General features: G+C 66.2%; 16 protein-coding genes. 9 read left to right on the top strand and 7 right to left on the bottom strand.

What is annotated here, in order from left to right:
- Window positions 1–47: 47 nt before the first annotated feature.
- Genes H4W01_RS05535 through H4W01_RS05515 form a run of 5 tightly spaced genes read right to left on the bottom strand, consistent with a single transcriptional unit; the run spans window position 48 to window position 4785 of the window.
- Window positions 48–1463 (bottom strand): hypothetical protein, encoded by a 1416-nt coding sequence (locus tag H4W01_RS05535; protein ID WP_209610216.1) that lies wholly within the window; start codon window positions 1461–1463, stop codon window positions 48–50.
- A 40-nt stretch (window positions 1464–1503) separates the two neighbouring features.
- Window positions 1504–2898 (bottom strand): dihydrolipoyl dehydrogenase, encoded by a 1395-nt coding sequence (gene lpdA, locus H4W01_RS05530; RefSeq protein WP_209610215.1) that lies wholly within the window; start codon window positions 2896–2898, stop codon window positions 1504–1506.
- A complete protein-coding gene (locus tag H4W01_RS05525) occupies window positions 2891–3286 on the bottom strand; it encodes an acyl-CoA thioesterase (RefSeq protein ID WP_209613257.1) in 396 nt (131 codons plus the stop codon). Before H4W01_RS05525 ends, lpdA begins: the two co-directional genes overlap by 8 nt.
- Entirely contained in the window at window positions 3279–3491 is a 213-nt protein-coding gene (locus H4W01_RS05520) for a hypothetical protein (protein ID WP_010408325.1), read from the bottom strand. The genes H4W01_RS05525 and H4W01_RS05520 overlap by 8 nt, the downstream gene beginning before the upstream one ends.
- A gap of 7 nt (window positions 3492–3498) precedes the next feature.
- Window positions 3499–4785 carry a pyruvate dehydrogenase complex dihydrolipoamide acetyltransferase gene (locus tag H4W01_RS05515; RefSeq protein WP_209610214.1) on the bottom strand — a complete coding sequence of 429 codons (1287 nt, stop codon included), beginning with the start codon at window positions 4783–4785 and terminating at the stop codon, window positions 3499–3501.
- Window positions 4786–4920: 135 nt separating this feature from the next.
- Here H4W01_RS05515 and H4W01_RS05510 point away from each other — a divergent pair, with 135 nt between their 5' ends.
- The 3 genes from H4W01_RS05510 to H4W01_RS05500 all read left to right on the top strand — a co-directional run bounded on the left by H4W01_RS05510 (window position 4921) and on the right by H4W01_RS05500 (window position 7441).
- Window positions 4921–5376, top strand: coding sequence for a universal stress protein (locus tag H4W01_RS05510; RefSeq protein WP_010408319.1), 456 nt, complete (start codon window positions 4921–4923; stop codon window positions 5374–5376).
- 78 nt (window positions 5377–5454) lie between these two features.
- Entirely contained in the window at window positions 5455–6057 is a 603-nt protein-coding gene (locus H4W01_RS05505) for an anthrone oxygenase family protein (RefSeq protein ID WP_334685164.1), read from the top strand.
- 73 nt (window positions 6058–6130) lie between these two features.
- The gene (locus H4W01_RS05500) at window positions 6131–7441 is read left to right on the top strand and encodes a M28 family metallopeptidase (protein WP_209610212.1); all 1311 of its coding nucleotides are present in this window, start codon (window positions 6131–6133) and stop codon (window positions 7439–7441) included.
- A gap of 9 nt (window positions 7442–7450) precedes the next feature.
- Here H4W01_RS05500 and H4W01_RS05495 read toward each other — a convergent pair whose 3' ends face one another.
- Both H4W01_RS05495 and H4W01_RS05490 read right to left on the bottom strand, forming a co-directional pair.
- Window positions 7451–8377, bottom strand: a complete 927-nt coding sequence (locus tag H4W01_RS05495) for an RcnB family protein (RefSeq protein ID WP_334685163.1) — start codon at window positions 8375–8377, stop codon at window positions 7451–7453.
- Window positions 8378–8490: 113 nt separating this feature from the next.
- A complete protein-coding gene (locus H4W01_RS05490) occupies window positions 8491–8976 on the bottom strand; it encodes a GAF domain-containing protein (RefSeq protein WP_209610211.1) in 486 nt (161 codons plus the stop codon).
- Window positions 8977–9072: 96 nt separating this feature from the next.
- On the opposite strand from H4W01_RS05490, the gene arfB reads away from it, so the two are divergent.
- From arfB to H4W01_RS05460, 6 genes are all read left to right on the top strand, one after another.
- A complete protein-coding gene (arfB, locus tag H4W01_RS05485; RefSeq protein WP_010408303.1) occupies window positions 9073–9495 on the top strand; it encodes an alternative ribosome rescue aminoacyl-tRNA hydrolase ArfB in 423 nt (140 codons plus the stop codon).
- Between the two features lie 56 nt (window positions 9496–9551).
- Window positions 9552–10166, top strand: a complete 615-nt coding sequence (locus tag H4W01_RS05480; protein ID WP_010408299.1) for a TetR/AcrR family transcriptional regulator — start codon at window positions 9552–9554, stop codon at window positions 10164–10166.
- A gap of 343 nt (window positions 10167–10509) precedes the next feature.
- A complete protein-coding gene (locus H4W01_RS05475) occupies window positions 10510–10902 on the top strand; it encodes a hypothetical protein (protein ID WP_209610210.1) in 393 nt (130 codons plus the stop codon).
- Window positions 10899–12173, top strand: a complete 1275-nt coding sequence (locus H4W01_RS05470; protein ID WP_209610209.1) for an efflux RND transporter periplasmic adaptor subunit — start codon at window positions 10899–10901, stop codon at window positions 12171–12173. Before H4W01_RS05475 ends, H4W01_RS05470 begins: the two co-directional genes overlap by 4 nt.
- A 258-nt stretch (window positions 12174–12431) precedes the next feature.
- Window positions 12432–15629 carry an efflux RND transporter permease subunit gene (locus tag H4W01_RS05465; RefSeq protein ID WP_209610208.1) on the top strand — a complete coding sequence of 1066 codons (3198 nt, stop codon included), beginning with the start codon at window positions 12432–12434 and terminating at the stop codon, window positions 15627–15629.
- Window positions 15630–15637: 8 nt separating this feature from the next.
- The gene (locus tag H4W01_RS05460; RefSeq protein WP_209610207.1) at window positions 15638–17041 is read left to right on the top strand and encodes an efflux transporter outer membrane subunit; all 1404 of its coding nucleotides are present in this window, start codon (window positions 15638–15640) and stop codon (window positions 17039–17041) included.
- Window positions 17042–17127 lie beyond the last annotated feature (86 nt).

Genomic DNA, 17127 nt, shown 5'->3' with positions numbered 1-17127 from the left:
TCGGGTTTGCGTGCTTGGGTCGGCACAGTCCTCAATCGCCGCATTTCCTACCGCAGCAAATCACGATAGCTGGTCGGCGGAGTCGGCAACGTCAGCCGCGCCACGGTTCCAGCGAGCAGCACCACGGCAAGGGCCAGCCCGCCGATCCGCACCGCGCGCTTGCTCTGCCGCCAGTCCCCCCACAACAGCACCGTCGCCAGCGTCGTCGCGACCATCGGCCACAAATGATAGCGCAAGTCCGAGGCAATGCTCAGCACGCCGAAGCTCAGCTCCAGCGTGATCGCCGAAACCAGCAGCGCCAGCGCCAGGTCACGCGGCGGAGCGCTTGCGCGCGGCACCGCCGCCGCCAAACCCACGATCGCGACCGTCAGCCACGCAAACGGCCATCCGAGCGGCGTTTCCGCCATCCACTTGGCAGCCACCTGCCACCCGCGCGCCGCTGCGCCGGGGTTGCCCAGGCCAAGGCTGTTGGGCTCGCTCCGCGCCGGTGGAGCAGCACCCGGCCAGCCGGCCGGCACCAGCCAGCGTTCGGTCGAATTGAAATGCGCCAGCCGATGCGCCGCATAGGCCAACGGGTTTCGCACGATCGCTGCGACCAGCATCCGGTAGAGATCACCCGCAGGCAGCCGTTGCAGGCGCGCCACGATCGGCGCGCAGCGGGTTTCCTCGCCCAGCGGATCCCAGAAATACGGTTTGACGCAATGCCCCGCCACCAACGCCCGCGCCTCAAGCGGGGTAAAGCCAACCGCCGCATCGGGCGCACGGGCCGCTATCCCGGCAAGATCGTAGAGCGCCTCGGTCCGCTCGACACCGCTCGACGCCGCGCCCAAGGGCCCGTGATTGAGCAGCGGTGCCACCAACAACACCGCCGCCACCCCCGCCAGGCCGAGCGCAAGCTGCGTCCACCAGCGCCCTGTCCCGAACAGCATCACCGCCAGCGGGACGGTCGCGAACACCGCGTTCGCGCGCACCAGCGTGGCATAAGCCAGCAACGCCGCCACAATGATGAGCGCCCAGACGGGCACGCGCGCGCCTTTGAGCCGCCACCACGCAATCCCACCGGACGCCGCGAGCACCGCGCCCAGCATTTGTGTGTCCTTGAGCACCGCCGCCTGCCAGCCAAGGAACAAGGGCAGCGCGCCGATTGCGAGCACCGCCGCCGCCGCACGCCGCCGCCCCAGCCGCGCGAGCGCTGCCGCGATCAGGCCGAACCCGGCCCAATATAGCGCCATCTGCAAGGCGAACATCGGCTCGCTGGTGCCGCCAATGGCCGCGTGCAGCGCGTTCCACATCCGCGCCATTGCGGGTGGATGCCAGTCTTCATACGCACCGGTCAGCGCCTGGGCGAACTGGCCGACGCTATCGTACATCGCGATGCCCGGCCAGAACAGCGCCAGCGACCCCACCAGCAACAGCAGCGTCACCCCGGCAACCGTCCAGATGCGGGGCGGCTGGGTCGTCATATCGGTCGCGGACGTCCCGCTACAGGCGTGCGAGCCCCCATCAGATGTGAAGCGCGCGACCGTACGCGCCGAGCACGCTTTCATGCATCATTTCACTGAGCGTCGGGTGCGCGAACACGGTTTCCATCAGCTCGGCCTCGGTCGTTTCCAACTGGCGCGCGATGACATAGCCCTGGATCAGTTCGGTCACTTCCGCGCCGACCATGTGCGCGCCGAGCAATTCGCCGGTCTTGGCGTCGAACACGGTCTTTACGAAACCCTCGGCCTCGCCCAGCGCAATCGCCTTGCCATTGCCAATGAAGGGGAATTTGCCGACCTTCAGCTCGTGCCCGGCTTCCTTGGCCTTGGCCTCGGTCAGCCCAACGCTCGCGACTTGCGGGCGCGAATAGGTGCAGCCGGGGATGTTCCACTTGTCGAACGGATGCGGCTTCAGCCCCGCCAGCGCCTCGACGCAGACGATGCCCTCATGGCTCGCTTTGTGCGCGAGCCACGGCGCGCCCGTCACGTCGCCGATCGCATAGATCCCCTCGACATTGGTGCGCGCATAGCCATCGACCTTGATGTGCCCGCGATCGGTCGCGATCCCCAGCGCTTCCAGCCCGATATTCTCGGTATTGGGCACGATGCCGATCGCGACGATGACATGGCTGAACTCTTCCGAGGTCACCGTGCCGTCCTTGCCCTTGATCTTGGCGGTCACGCCCTTGGGCGAGGTGGTCAGGCCTTCGAGGCCGGTGCCGGTCAGCAGCTTGATTCCCTGCTTGGTCAGCGCCTTGTCCATGAAAGCGGAGACTTCTTCATCTTCCACCGGCAGGATGCGCGGGAGCATCTCGACGATCGTAACATCGGCGCCCATGTCATTGTAGAAGCTGGCAAACTCCACCCCAATCGCGCCCGAGCCGATGACCAGCAGCTTGGTCGGCATTTCGGTCGGCACCATCGCGTGGCGATAGGTCCAGATGCGCTCCCCATCAGCCTTGGCGAAGGGCAGATCGCGCGCGCGTGCGCCGGTGGCGATGATGATGTGCTTGGCTTCCAGCTCGGCGGTCTTGTCACCCTGCTTGACGCTGAGCTTACCCTTGCCGGTCAGCGTGCCGACGCCTTCGTACACCGTGACCTTGTTCTTCTTCATCAGGCCCTTGACGCCGGCATTGAGCTGGCCCGCCACCTTGCGGCTGCGCTCGACGATCTTGGGCAGATCGAAACCGACATTCTCGGCCTTCAGGCCATAGGATTCGGCGTGCTGCATGTAATGATAGATTTCCGAGGTGCGCAGCAACGCCTTGGTCGGGATGCAGCCCCAGTTGAGGCAAATGCCGCCCAACCGCTCGCGCTCGACAATGGCGGTCTTCAGCCCAAGCTGCGCCGCGCGGATCGCGGCGACATAACCGCCGGGGCCGGAGCCGAGGATGACGAGATCGAACGTATCAGCCAAGGGAGGATCCTTTTTGTAGCGGGAGCGGACGATCGTCCTCCCCCATCGAAACCAATGTAAAGCGCCCGGCCGCAGCGCGCGAGGTGCCCTCGCCGTGCCGGTCGCGCCGCCAGACCTGTACGGCGACATTCATCGAAGTGCGCCCCGTGCCGACGATCTCGGCATGGAAGCTCACCTCATCGCCAATCTCCACGGGCGCGGTGAAGCTGAACCCGTCCGCCGCCACCACCGGCGCGCGCGCGCCGCAAAAGCGCGAAGCCACCGATCCGGCCGCCAGCGCCATCTGCCCCATCAGCCAGCCGACGAAGATCTTGCCATAAGGGTTGGCGTCGCACACCATCGCGGTCGCGCGAATGGCGGGCGCGCTATCAGGCGGCAGGTCACTCATCGAGGGACCGACCACCATGATCGCTGCGCCATGCATCCCGGAGCGGCCGAATGCCCATGGCGACCACCACGACCATCACGCCATAAGCGACCGCCCAGATCGTGTCGGCCGCATGCGGGAGCGCCCAAACCGCCCCTGCCGCCAGAAACGCGGTGGCGAACACGCCAACCGCGATGTGAAACACCTCGATCAGAGTGCGCCGCATGACAGGCTTATGCCAGCATCGACAGCGGCGCTTCGACCAGCGTCTTGAACGCCTGCATCAGTTGCGCGCCGTCCGCCCCATCGATCGCGCGGTGATCGAAGCTGCCGGTGGCCGACATTACCGTCGCCACGCCGAGCGTGTCGTCGATGATATAGGGGCGCTTCTCGCCCGCGCCGATCGCCATGATCATGCCCTGCGGCGGGTTGATGACTGCCTCGAACTGCTTGATCCCGTACATGCCCATGTTGCTGAGCGAGGCGGTGCCACCCTGATATTCCTCGGGCTTCAGCTTGCCATCGCGCGCACGCGCGGCGAGATCCTTCATCTCGGTCGAGATCGCGGCCACACCCTTGGTGTCGGCCCCGGCGATGATCGGCGTGATCAGCCCGGTCGGCGTCGACACCGCAACCGAAATATCGGCGCGGCTGAAGCTGATGAGTTGGTCGGGCGTGAACATCACGTTGCACTTGGGCACCTGGATCAGGCTGGCGGCGAGCGCCTTGATCAGCAGATCGTTGACCGACAGCTTTACGCCGCGGCCCTCAAGCCCCTTGTTGAGTTCGCCGCGCAGCTTGAGCAGCGCGTCGAGCCGGATGTCGACCGTCAGATAAATGTGCGGAACCGTCTGCTTCGATTCGGTCAGGCGGCGTGCAATGGTCTTGCGCACGTTGCTGAGCTTTTCGGCGGTGTGCGGAATATCGGGGATCGCAGCGGGCTTGGCCGGAGCGACCGCCGCCGGGGCGGCAGGAGAAGCAACGGCTTCGGCAGCTTTGGGGGCCGGTGCAGCAGCGGCCTTCGCGCCATCGACGTCCGCCTTTACGATGCGGCCATTGGGGCCCGAACCCGTCAAGGTCGCCAGATCGATGCTCTTTTCCGTCGCGATCCGGCGCGCAAGCGGGCTCGCCTTCACGCGATCGCCGCTCTCGGCCTTTGGCGCAGGGGCGGCAGGGGTTGGTGCGGGGGCCGCCTTGGCCGCCACCGGCGCAGGTGCCGCGACGGGAGCCGCAGCAACCGGCGCAGCCTTCGGCGCGGGGGCCGCATCGGCGCTCTCGCCCTCTGCGATCAGCGTGGCGATCACGGTGCCGACCTTCACATTGTCAGTCCCTTCCGCGACCAGAATTTTGCCGATCACCCCTTCATCGACCGCCTCGAATTCCATCGTGGCCTTGTCGGTTTCAATTTCGGCCATCAGGTCGCCGGATTTGACCGTATCGCCCTCTTTCACCAGCCATTTCGCCAGCGTGCCTTCCTCCATCGTGGGGGAGAGAGCTGGCATTTTGATTTCGACCGGCATCAACGCGTCCTCATCTAACCGAATCCGTAGCGCCCGTCTCTCGCGCCCGTTGCGCGAACGGTCAAGACCGCTGCTTGTCAGACACGTCGGTTCACCCCACTTAAGCGCCACAATCGCTTCAGGGGGCGGGCGACAATGCGTATTTATCTGGTGGTGATCGACGAGACGCCCGAAAGCAGCATTGCGCTGCGCTTTGCCGCACGGCGTGCGGTGAAGACCGGCGGCGGGGTCGAAATCCTGGCACTGGTGCCGCCCACCGAATTCACCGCCTTTGCCGGCGTGCAGGCGACGATCGAGGAAGAAGCACGCCACCATGCCGAGGGGCTGGTCGCCGCCGCTGCCGGTGCGCTGATCGAGGAATCGGGGCTGAAGCCGCAGATCACCGTGCGTCAGGGCGAGGGCCCCAAGGTCATTCGCGAGATGATCGCCGCCAATCCCGACATCGCAGCTTTGGTGCTGGCAGCCGCCGCGAGCGGCGCGCCCGGCCCGCTGGTGGCGCATTTCGCGGGCACCGACACCGGCGCGCTGACCATCCCGCTGATGATCATCCCCGGCTCGCTCGACCGCGAGGCGATCGACCGGCTGAGCTGATCCGGCGCACCCGAAATCGCCAAACGGACGCGAACGAGCACGGTACAGGGATTTCGGAACGGTATAGGGATGTCGGAGATGACCCGTCGCGAGAATATCACCAAAGCGTTCCTGTGGCTGGCGGTTCTGGTCGGCGGCCCCTTGCTCGGCGCGAAGCTCTTCGATCTGATCGTGCTTGCCGGGGCGTGGAGTGCCCATCCGCCGCATTCACTGGCGATGATGCCCTATGGCAAAGCATGGCCAGTCGATACCGGGGTGTTCTTCATCCCCTTTTCGGCAGCGATGCTGATTGCCGCGTTCGGCGCGCTGGCGGCGGGCTGGACGACGCCGTGGCGCTATCGCTGGCTGCTATGCGTCCCGTCGCTCGGCATTCTGGCGCTGCTCGTGCTGACCGTCATCGCCTTTTGGCCGATGAATGCCGCGCTGTGGTATCACGGCATCGCCTCCCCGCGGGACACGATATCAGACGCCGAATCGGTCGCCATGGCCCGGCAATGGGTGGAACTGGACTGGGTGCGCGTCGCAGGTGCGGCGGTCGCGTTCGTTGCGGCGCTGCGCGCGCTCACATTGCCGTGGCCAACCGAGGTGGCTCCACGCGATTCGCTGGTCGTCCGGTTGCTGCTTTTGGCTTTCCTGGCTGGCGTGGCCGCGTTCGTCATCTGGTTCGTCTCGAACATCTAGCCCGCCAGTCCCGCCGTCTGGGGACGGTGGACAGCAACTTGCGTCGCTTCCGATATCCCGCCACCATATGCCCATGCGTTCCCTCCCCACCGCAGCCGCGCTCGCCATCGCGACGCTCGCCACCCCTGCCCTCGCCCAGGACAGCGCGCCCGACCCGGCCCGGCTGAAGGCCACGGTCGAAAAACTCGTCAGCTTCGGCACGCGCCACACGCTGTCTTCTGCCGACGATCCGGTGCGCGGCATTGGCGCCGCGCGCAGTTGGGTCGGCGGCGAAATGACGCGGATTGCCGATGCGTGCGACGGCTGCATCACCGTCGCCAATCTCGCGCGCACCTTCACCAACGCGCGCGCACCAAATGGGGTCAATGTGGTCGATGTGCTCGGCTTCCAGCAAGGTCTCGACCCGAAGCGCGTGATCATCGTCGGCGCGCATATCGACAGCCGCGTCAGCGACGTGATGGACGCCACGCATGATGCGCCCGGTGCCAATGACGATGGCTCGGGCGTCGCTTTGGTGCTGGAGGCCGCGCGCATCCTGTCCAAGGAAAAATTCCGCGCGACGATCGTCTATGCGGTGTTTTCGGGTGAGGAACAGGGCCTGTTCGGCGGCACCTTGCTCGCCGAGACCGCCAAGCAACGCAACTGGACCATTTCGGCGATGCTCAACAACGACATCGTCGGCAATACGATGGGCCAGAACGGCGTGCGCGTCGCCGATCGCGTGCGGGTGTTCTCCGAAGGGATCCGCGCAGCCGAAGACGTGCCCGCGCAAATGGCGCGGCGCGGCAATGGCGGCGAGGATGACGGCCCGTCGCGCGCGCTCGCCAAGGCGATCGATGGCGTGGCGCATACCCTACCCGGCGGGCTCGACGTGTTCGTCGATCGCCGCCCCGACCGCTTCGGGCGCGGCGGCGACCATGAGCCGTTCCTGAAGCTCGGCTATCCGGCGGTGCGCTTCTCAGTGGGCGCAGAAAACTGGACCCAGCAGCATCAGGACGTGCGCGTCGAAAACGGCATTCCTTACGGCGATACCGTCGACAAGATGGACTTCCCGTATCTCGCCAAGGTCACCGCGATCAACGTCGCCACCATCCGCCGCCTCGCCGCCGCGCCCGCCGCGCCGGAGGGCGTGACGGTGGCGGGTGCGCTGAGCTTTGACACCACGGTCAAATGGCAGCCCGTCGCCGGGGCAACCGCCTACCGCATCCACTGGCGCCGCAACGACGCGCAGGACTGGCAGAAATCCACGGACGTCCCCGCCTCATCCACCAGCACGGTGCTGAAGGACATCAGCGTCGATGACCATTTCGTCGGCGTCAGCGCGGTCGCAGCGAACGGGGCGGAAAGCCTGGTCAGCTTCGCCGGGCCGGAACCGCGCGGCTAAGCAGCCGTCTTAGCTCCCCTGAACCGGCTGTTCGACCCGACGGCAGCCGCAGCTCGGCCGCCGCACGGGGCGATAATGCCGCTTCGGCGCGGCGCGATAGACGCGGCGGGCCGCGACATAGCGCGTCCGCGATTCCTCGACATATTCGGTCGTGGTCGTCGTCGTGGTCACGATCGGCGGCCCTTGGATCACCACGGTCGTCGTCGGACCAGCATAAGCATAGCCGCTCGCCGCATAGCCGCCCTGCATATACCCACCGGTCGAATAGGTGGTAACGGTGCCGCTTTGCACGACCGGCGGCAGCGAAATGTACGGCTGGGAACCATAAGACTGGCCATAGGATTGGCTGTAGCCGCTGGCATAGCCGTCATAGCCGCCCTGACCATAGCCAGCGCCGTCCCAATCAAGCCCGTTCACCGAATCCCACACGCGCCCGCGCCCATCGACCAGCACGGCGTCGTCATAATAACGATGCCAGCTATAGCCTGCAGGCGGCGGGGCGAGCCCATAGCTACCAAAATCGGCGATATAGAAGCTGGGCGAGAACCAATATTGCGGCAGCGCATAGCCGCGATGCGGGCGACGATAGGCCTTCCAGCCGCCCGGTGCATTGCTCCCGCCCGACCAGCGCCCGCCATTATAGCCACCCCAGCGCCGTTGCGTGGTCTGCTGCGGCGGGCGGCCCGGATAGGATTGGGCCGGATAGGATTGGGCCGGATAGGCTTGCGCAGGATAAGGCTGCGGCGGAACGGCTTGGCCGGGATAGGCGACCGGCGGCATCGGCTGCGGCGGCGCGGGCATCGACGGAGCGGGATAGGAGGGCACCGGATAGGGCGCGCCAACCGTGCCGCCATTCTGCCCGATTCGCTGCGCTTCCGCACCGCCCGCGCCGAATGCGGTAACCATTGTGAGGGCGGCAAGAGCTAGGGTTCGCATGGTAAACTCTCCGGTTGTGGTGCCGCCCCCCAAAGGCACGTCACCAAATCATTAACGTCCGGATTACCATTTTCGGCAGTTTTCCGCCACATTCGGGTGTGTCCCGAAACGGATCACCCCGCGATACGCGCCGCCAGCACCGCCATCAGCGCTTCGCACCCCGCTGCATCCGCTGCATCGAAGCGTGCGGGCGTGGGGCTGTCGAGATCGAGCACGCCGATCAAACGCCCGTCATGGACGATCGGTACGACCAGTTCCGACCGGCTCGCCGCATCGCAGGCGATGTGGCCGGGAAAGGCGTGGACATCCTCGACCAATTGCGTCTTGAGCGTCGCCGCCGCCGCGCCGCACACCCCGTCGCCGATCGCGATGCGGATGCAGGCGGGCTTGCCAAGGAACGGCCCAACCACCAATTCGCCCTCGACCAGCCGATAGAAGCCGGCCCAGTTCAAATCGGGCAGATATTGCCAGATCAGCGCCGCGACATTCGCCATATTGGCGATCGCATCGCCCTCCCCCGCCGTCAGCGCATCGAGCGCCGCATGCAGGTCGCGGTAAAGCTCGGCCTTGGATTCCGCCGAAATCGTAAAATCGTACATCGCTATCTCCGTCGCCGCCCATGTGGCGAAGCAGCGCCAACGGAACAAGCCCGCAACCAATCGACCAACGCGCGCGCATGTTTTAGGAGGACGGGCATGGTCGCCATTCCCGTCACCCGATCGATCAGCATCGACAGCGAGGAGCTGCAGGAATCCTTCACCCGCGCCAGTGGTCCGGGCGGGCAGCACGTCAACACCACCGATAGCGCCGTGCTGCTGCGCTTCGATGTCGGCGCATCCCCCTCGCTGCCCGATGCGGTGAAGAACCGGCTGGCGGTGCTGGCAGGATCGCGGCTGACGCGCGACGGCGTGCTGGTGCTGCGCAGCGAAGGCGCGCGCTCGCAATTGCTCAACCGCCAGGAAGTGCGCGACCGCCTGATCGAGCTGATCCGCGAAGCCACCATCGTCCCCAAGCGCCGCCGCCCGACCAAACCCTCCAAAGCCGCCAAGGCCAAGCGGATGGAGGGCAAGACCAAGCGCTCGACCGTCAAATCGCTCCGCGGCCGGGTTACCGACTAAAGCGGCAGCGAACGCGCACTGGACCTTTGACGCGACATCCCTATATACCGCTCGGTATGAATAGCGTTTGTTCCCTGCCGGCCACGAAAGGCCGCCCGCGCGAATTCGACGTGGATGAGGCGCTGGCCGCGGCGCTGATGGTCTTTTGGCGCAATGGCTATGAGGCCGCGTCGATGACCGAATTGACCAGCGCGATGGGCATCACCAAGCCAAGCCTCTATGCCGCGTTCGGCAATAAGGAAGCGTTGTTCCACAAGGCGCTCGATCTCTATGAGCGCGAAAAGCTCGCTTATATGAAGTCCGCGCTCGAAGCGCCGACCGCGCGCGACGTGGCCGAGCGCTTGCTGCGCGGTGCACTCGAAATCCAGATGAGCACGTGCGACCCCAAGGGCTGCCTCGGCGTCATCAGTTCGGCCACCTGCGGTGCCGAAGCCGAACCGATCAAGGCCGAGGTCGTCAAACGCCGCGCCTCTTCGGAAGCCGCCTTGATCGCGCGCTTCGAACAGGCGCAGGCGGCGGGCGAACTGCCCGAAGGGATGACCCCGGCCGCGCTGACCCGCTATCTGTTCGCCATCCTCCAGGGTCTGGCGATTCAGGGCGGCTCGGGTGCCACCTGCGAAGAACTGTCGCAACTGGTCGAAACCAGCATGGCGGTGTGGCCGACACGATAAGGGTCGGAATAAAAAACGTCGGAATAAATATTCCGATCGGTACAGAATGCTGTTGACGCACCGCACAATCGCTTTATATACCGAATGGTATTGAAGCTGGGTCCCGCGGGGGAACCGGTTCTGACAGAAGGGTCTCCGCCAATGACCAGCACGCGCATCTAACCCAACCGCCAGCGGCCGCACCGACTGGCGATCCCACATTTCAAGAACGTGTCTTCGGAGCGCCCCGCGCTTCCGGCTGCGTTCCCGCACGTCCCACGACTGGCCGAGTACGAACGCAGGCGCGTTCGCGCACGGTGCTGCTCGTCCATATGATCGCCAAAAGCCCAAAGGGGGATTTTCCATGGCCTATCTGGACCTTGATTCCATGTTCGCCGGCCCTGTCACCAGCAGCGCCGCAGACGCCGACGAAGCGCAAACCGGCTTTTCGGGGCTTGAATGGAGCGTCATCGCGCTCGCACAGCGCGACACACTCGCCAGCCTCGCCGAGCCCGGCCGCATGTCGCGCGCGCTCGGCAGCCTGTTCGGGCGCGGCCCCTCGTCGAGGCTGGCCGACCCTAAATTGGAGGCGTTGCGCCGCGCCGCAGTCCTGGCCCGTCATCGCGGGTTCGCGCTGCCCATGTCCGAAATCCACAACTTCCATTCCGTCGGCTTCAGCGAAGCGCAGATGGAGACGCTCGTCACCAGCGTGACGGGCATGCGCGTCGGCCGGACCGACCAGAGGATCGCCGCATGAATATGATTGCCCCCATCGACACCACCCACGCCGTCGTTCCCGACGCGTCGCACCCGCCAGCAAAACGGTGGACGCGCTGGCAGAAACGCACCGCAATCCTCGTGCCGATCGCCATTGCCGGGGTGATCGGCGTGAAGCTGTTCGATCATTCCGATGCCGTCGCCGCTGCGCCGCCGCCCGCACCCGTCACCATCGCCACCCCGCTGGTCCGCCAGATCAGCGAATGGGACGATTATGTCGGTCGCTTCGCCCCGAGCCGCAGCGTCGAAGTGCGTCCGCGCGTGGCGGGCGAAGTCACCGGCGTGCACTTCCGCGATGGCGAAGTCGTGAAACAGGGCCAGTTGCTGTTCACGATCGACTCCCGTCCCTTCGCCGCCGCGCTGGCCGAGGCCCGCGCCAATGAGGCGAGTGCGCAAAGCGCGCTGGTGCTGGCACGCACCGACCTTGGGCGTGCGACGCGGTTGATTGCCGATGACGCGGTTTCCGCCGGGGAAATCGATGCGCTGCGCGGCAGGCTCCAGGCGGCGCAAGCCGCGCTCGCGGCAGCCCAGGCCCGCGTCCGCGCCCGTGCGCTTGACGTATCCTTCACCCAGATCCGCGCGCCGATCGGCGGGCGCATCTCCGATCGCCGCGTTGACCCGGGCAATCAGGTCGCGGGCGGCGAAGGCACTGGCGGCACCGTGCTGACGACGATCAACGCGCTCGACCCAATCTACTTCACCTTCGATGGATCGGAGGCGTTGTTCCTCAAGACGCAGCGCAACCGCCAACCCGGTGCCGCCGCGCCTGCGGTCGAAATCCAGTTGCAGGACGAGACCAGCCACCGCTGGAAGGGCAAGCTCGATTTCACCGATAACGGCCTCGACACGCATTCGGGGACGATCCGCGGCCGCGCGGTGCTGGCCAATCCGGGCCTGTTCCTGACACCCGGCATGTTCGGCAACATGCGCCTCGCGAGTGCTGGAACCAAGCCTGCCTTGCTCGTCCCCGACGATGCGGTGCAGACCGACCAGGCGCGGAAAATCCTGCTGACGGTGGATGCCAACAATGTCGTCACGCCCAAGCCGGTCACGCTCGGCGCGGTGGTTGACGGGATGCGGGTAATCCGCTCCGGGGTTGGCCCGAACGACCGCATCATCATCAAGGGCACGCAAATGGCGATGCCCGGTGCCAAGGTCGCGCCCACGGTCGGCAAGATCGCGGTGTCGGCGGATACGGCAGCACCCACTGCGCAGCCGATCGCGGGCGAGGCGACCTTGTCCGGGCGTTAAGAAGAGTATGAGGATCGTTTTCAACGCACCCACCCCTCCCCGTTCGCCCTGAGCCTGTCGAAGGGCACCTCTCCAAGCGGACGCCCGCTCCCGTGGAGAGAAGGGCTTCGACAAGCTCAGCCCGAACGGGGCGGAGGCGTGGTTTGAAAACGACCCCAGCCGAATAACCGATCGATTCATCACTGCCGTTCGTCCCTTTGGCACCCGCTCCTCGGATGCCGATCGGTGGCGCGCGCGCTTCTTTCGAGGACAGTGTCCATGCGCTTCTCGCGCTTCTTCATCACCCGGCCGATCTTCGCCGGGGTCATTGCGGTGGTCATCACCATTGTCGGGCTGATCGCCTATCTCGGCCTGCCGGTGTCGCAATATCCCGACATCGTGCCGCCGACCGTCACGGTCAGCGCGGTCTATCCCGGTGCCTCGGCCGAGACGGTCGCGGAAACCGTCGCCGCGCCGATCGAGCAGGAAATCAACGGCGTCGACAACATGCTGTACCAGTCGTCGCAATCGACCGGCGACGGCAAATTGACGATCACCGTCACCTTCAAGATCGGCACCAATCTCGATGCAGCGCAGGTGCTGGTGCAGAACCGCGTCGCGGTTGCGGTGCCGCGTCTGCCCGAGGATGTGCAGCGCCTGGGCGTCGTCACGCGCAAGACCAGCCCCGACTTCCTGATGGTGGTGAACCTGGTTTCGCCCGACGGCTCGCTCGATCGCGGCTATATCTCCAATTACGCGCTGACGCAGGTGCGCGATCGTCTCAGCCGCATCGACGGCGTCGGCGACGTGCAATTGTTCGGCGCGCGCGATTATTCGATGCGCATCTGGATCGATCCCGGCCGCGCCGCCGCGCTCGATCTGACCGCAGGCGAAATCGTCGCCGCGTTGCGCGCGCAGAACGTCCAGGTCGCCGCCGGCACGCTCGGCCAACCGCCTTACGCACAAGGGAATGCCTTCCAGCTCAACGTCGAGACGCAAGGCCGCCTGACCGATCCCAAGCAATTCGCCGATGTGGTGATCCGCACCGACAAGGACGGCCGCCAGGTCAAGGTATCGGACGTCGCCCGCGTCGAACTCGGCGCGCAGGATTATGGGGCCAACACCTATATCAGCGGCAAGCCGACCGTCATCGCCGCGGTGTTCCAGCGTCCCGGCTCCAACGCGCTCGCCGCCGCGCAGGCCGTGTCGGCCGAGATGGAGGCGATGTCGAAGAAATTCCCCAAGGGCCTCGCCTACCGCGTTATCTACAACCCCACCGAGTTCATCGCCCAGTCGATCGACGCGGTGAAGCACACGCTGATCGAGGCGATGATCCTCGTCGTCCTCGTCATCCTCGTCTTCCTGCAGAAATGGCGCGCAGCGATCATCCCGATCGTGGCGATCCCGGTATCGCTGATCGGCACCTTCGCGGTGCTGGCGGCGGTCGGTTACTCGCTCAACAACCTCTCGCTGTTCGGGCTGGTGCTGGCGATCGGCATCGTCGTCGATGACGCGATCGTCGTGGTCGAGAATGTCGAGCGCAACCTCGAACACGGGCTTTCCCCATTGGAGGCAGCGCGCAAGTCGATGGACGAAGTGTCCGGCGCGCTCGTCGCGATCGTGCTGGTGCTGTGCGCGGTGTTCATCCCGACCGTGTTCCTCACGGGTCTGTCGGGCGCCTTCTACCGCCAGTTCGCGGTGACGATCTCGACCGCGACGATCATCTCGCTGCTGCTGTCGCTGACGCTGTCGCCAGCACTCGCCGCGATGCTGCTGAAGCCGCATGCACCAGCGGATTCGGGTGGCCGCATCACGCGCTTCGTCCGCAACGCGGGTGACCGCTTCAACCGCGGTTTCGAGCGGATGAGCGTGGCGTATGGCACCCTCACCCACCGTCTCGTCACCGCACCGCGCAAGATGATGCTGGCATACGGCGCACTGATCGCGCTCACCGCCTTCGTCTTCACCGTCACCCCCTCGGGCTTCGTCCCCGCACAGGATCAGGGATACTTCCTGACCGTCATCCAGTTGCCGCCCGGCTCCTCGGTCGAGCGCACCGATGCCGTGATGCAGAAGGTCGCCAAGCGCATCCTGCCGCTGGCTGGGGTCAAGGGCGCGGTGATGCTCGCCGGGTTTGACGGCCCATCGCAAACGCTCGCCCCCAACAGCGCCGCCGCATATATCCCGCTGAAGAGCTTCGAGGAGCGCCAGAAACTGGGCGTCACCTTCGCCGGGATCATGGCCGAGGCGCAGAAAGCCACTGCCGACATCAACGAAGCGCGGCTGCTGATCGTCCCACCCCCGCTGATCCAGGGGATCGGCTCGGCCGGTGGCTATCGCATGATGGTGCAGGACCAGGGCGGCCACGGCTATCCCGAGATGGGCAAGACCGCCTATGACCTGATCGGCAAGGCCAACCAGACCAAGGGCCTGGCACAAGTCTACACCTTCTTCGACACCGCCACCCCGCGCATCTTCGCCGATGTCGATCGCACCAAGGCGAACATGCTCGGCGTGCCGCCGGAACGTGTGTTCGAGGCGTTGCAAGTCTATCTCGGCTCGGTCTTCGTCAATGATTTCAACCTGCTCGGCCGCACCTACCGTGTCACCGCGCAAGCCGATGCGCCGTTCCGCAACACCACCACCGACATCGCCAATCTCAAGACCCGCTCCAACACCGGTGAAATGGTGCCGATCGGATCGGTCTCCACCTTCCGTGACAAGACCGGGCCGTATCGCGTCGTGCGCTACAATCTGTTCCCGGCGGTCGAGGTCGATGGCGACACCGCCAAGGGCTCGTCCTCGGGCCAGTCGCTGGTCGCGATGGAGAAGCTCGCCGATAGCACCCTGCCGACCGGCTACGCGCATGAATGGACCGGCATCGCCTTCCAGCAGAAATCGGCCGGCAGCACGGCGGGCCTCGTCTTCGCCATGGCAGTGCTGTTCGTCTTCCTCGTGCTCGCGGCGCAATATGAGAGCCTGACGCTGCCGCTCGCGATCATCCTGATCGTGCCGATGTGTCTGCTCGCGGCGATGACCGGCGTGAACCTGCGCGGCATGGACAATAATGTGCTCACGCAAATCGGCCTCGTCGTGCTGATCGCGCTTGCCGCCAAGAATGCGATCCTCGTGGTCGAATTCGCCAAGCAGGCCGAGGAGCAAGACGGCCTGTCGCCGGTCGAAGCCGCCGTCCGCGCCGCGCGGGACCGGTTGCGCCCGATCCTGATGACGAGCTTCGCCTTCATCCTCGGTGCCGTGCCGCTGGTGATTGCCGAGGGTGCTGGTGCCGAACTGCGCCAGGCGCTCGGCACGGCGGTGTTCTTCGGCATGATCGGCGTCACCGGCTTCGGCTTGCTCTTCACCCCCACCTTCTACGTCGTCGCCCGTGCGCTGGCGAAGCGGCTCGAACGCCGCTCCGCCAGCCCCGCCGCGAGCCATGGCCCCGCTGCCGCGCCCGCGCTGCAGCCAGCCGAATAGGAACGATCATGAAAGCCGCCTTGCTTACCAGCCTCTCCGCGCTCGCGCTTTCCGCTTGCGCCGCCGGGCCTAACTATGTCGCACCGGTCACGCCGCACAGCGCTGCCGCGCCGTTCGTCACCGCCAATGCGGCGACCGTCACCACACCCGCCGATCAAAATTGGTGGCGGCTGTATCGCGATCCGGCGCTCGACGCGCTGGTCGCCGATGCGCTTGCCGCCAATACCGATCTGCGCGTCGCGGTGGCGCGGCTCGATGCGGCCAAGGCGTCGCTGCGCGGCGCGCGATCCGACCGACTGCCGCAGGTAACCGCAGGCGCGAGCGGCACCTATGGCCGCTTGCCACAATCGCAGCGCCTGCCCGGCAGCAACCGCGAAGCGGCGGTGTTCGATACCGGGCTCCAAGTTTCCTATGAAGTCGATCTGGCTGGCCGTGTCCGGCGTAACATCGAGGCAGCGCGCGGCGATGTCGCGGCCTCCGCCGCCGATGCCGATGCGGTGCGCGTGGCGATCGTCGCGGCCACCACCCGCGCCTATGTCGACGCCGCCGCTGCTGCGGAACGCCAGGCGGTGGCCGAGCGCATCGTCGCCTTGCTGAGCAAATCTGCCGAACTGACCGGCAAGCGAGTCGAGGCCGGGCGGGCGACCAAATTCGACTCTGTCCGTATTGCAACGCTGCGCGATCAGCGCGCTGCGCTGGTGCCCGCAATCATCGCCGAGCGGCAGGCGGCGCTGTTCCGCCTCGCGACGCTTACGGGTCGCACCCCGCAGGACCTGCCAGCAGCGGCAAGCGCCCGCACCACCACACCGCGGCTCGATCAGCCGATCCCGGTCGGCGACGGAGCCGGTCTGATCGCGCGCCGCCCCGACGTGCGCGCCGCCGAACGCCGCCTTGCCGCCTCCACCGCGCGGATCGGAGTGGCGACCGCCGATCTCTACCCGCATATCACGCTGGGCGGATCGGGCGGCGTGACCGGGCCATCGCTGGGCGACCTGTTCACCGGCGGCCCGGTGCGCTGGCTGGTCGGCCCGTTGCTCAACTGGTCGCTCAACCAATCCGCCGCGCGCGCCAAGATCGCAGGCGCACAAGCGGAAACGCGCGGCGCGCTCGCCAGCTTTGACGGCAGCGTGCTCGGCGCGCTGGAGGAAACCGAGACCGCACTCTCAACCTATGCGCGCGAACTCGACCGGCGCGCGCAGCTGCAATCGGCGCGCGACAATGCCGAGACGGCGGCGCGCATCACCCGCGCCCGCCAGCGCGAAGGAACGATCGATTTCCTCGAGGTGCTCGACGCCGAACGCACCTTCGCCGATGCCGATGCCGATGTGGCCGCCGCCGACGCGCGCATCGCCGATGCGCAAATCGACCTGTTTCGGGCGCTGGGCGGCGGCTGGCAGACTCGGGTCAGCTAGTCCCCCTTTCCCAAAGCGTGCGAAATCCCTAACCGGGGTCGGTGATCGTTCTTAACGACCCCGGTTTTGGCACCGCGACCTGCCGC

The organism is Sphingomonas sp. PL20 (genome assembly GCF_017875905.1).
In the GTDB taxonomy this organism is placed as follows: Bacteria; Pseudomonadota; Alphaproteobacteria; order Sphingomonadales; family Sphingomonadaceae; genus Sphingomonas; species Sphingomonas echinoides.
The sequence above is the reverse complement of the archived record's forward strand: the minus strand, read 5'-3'. Positions and strand labels throughout refer to the sequence as shown.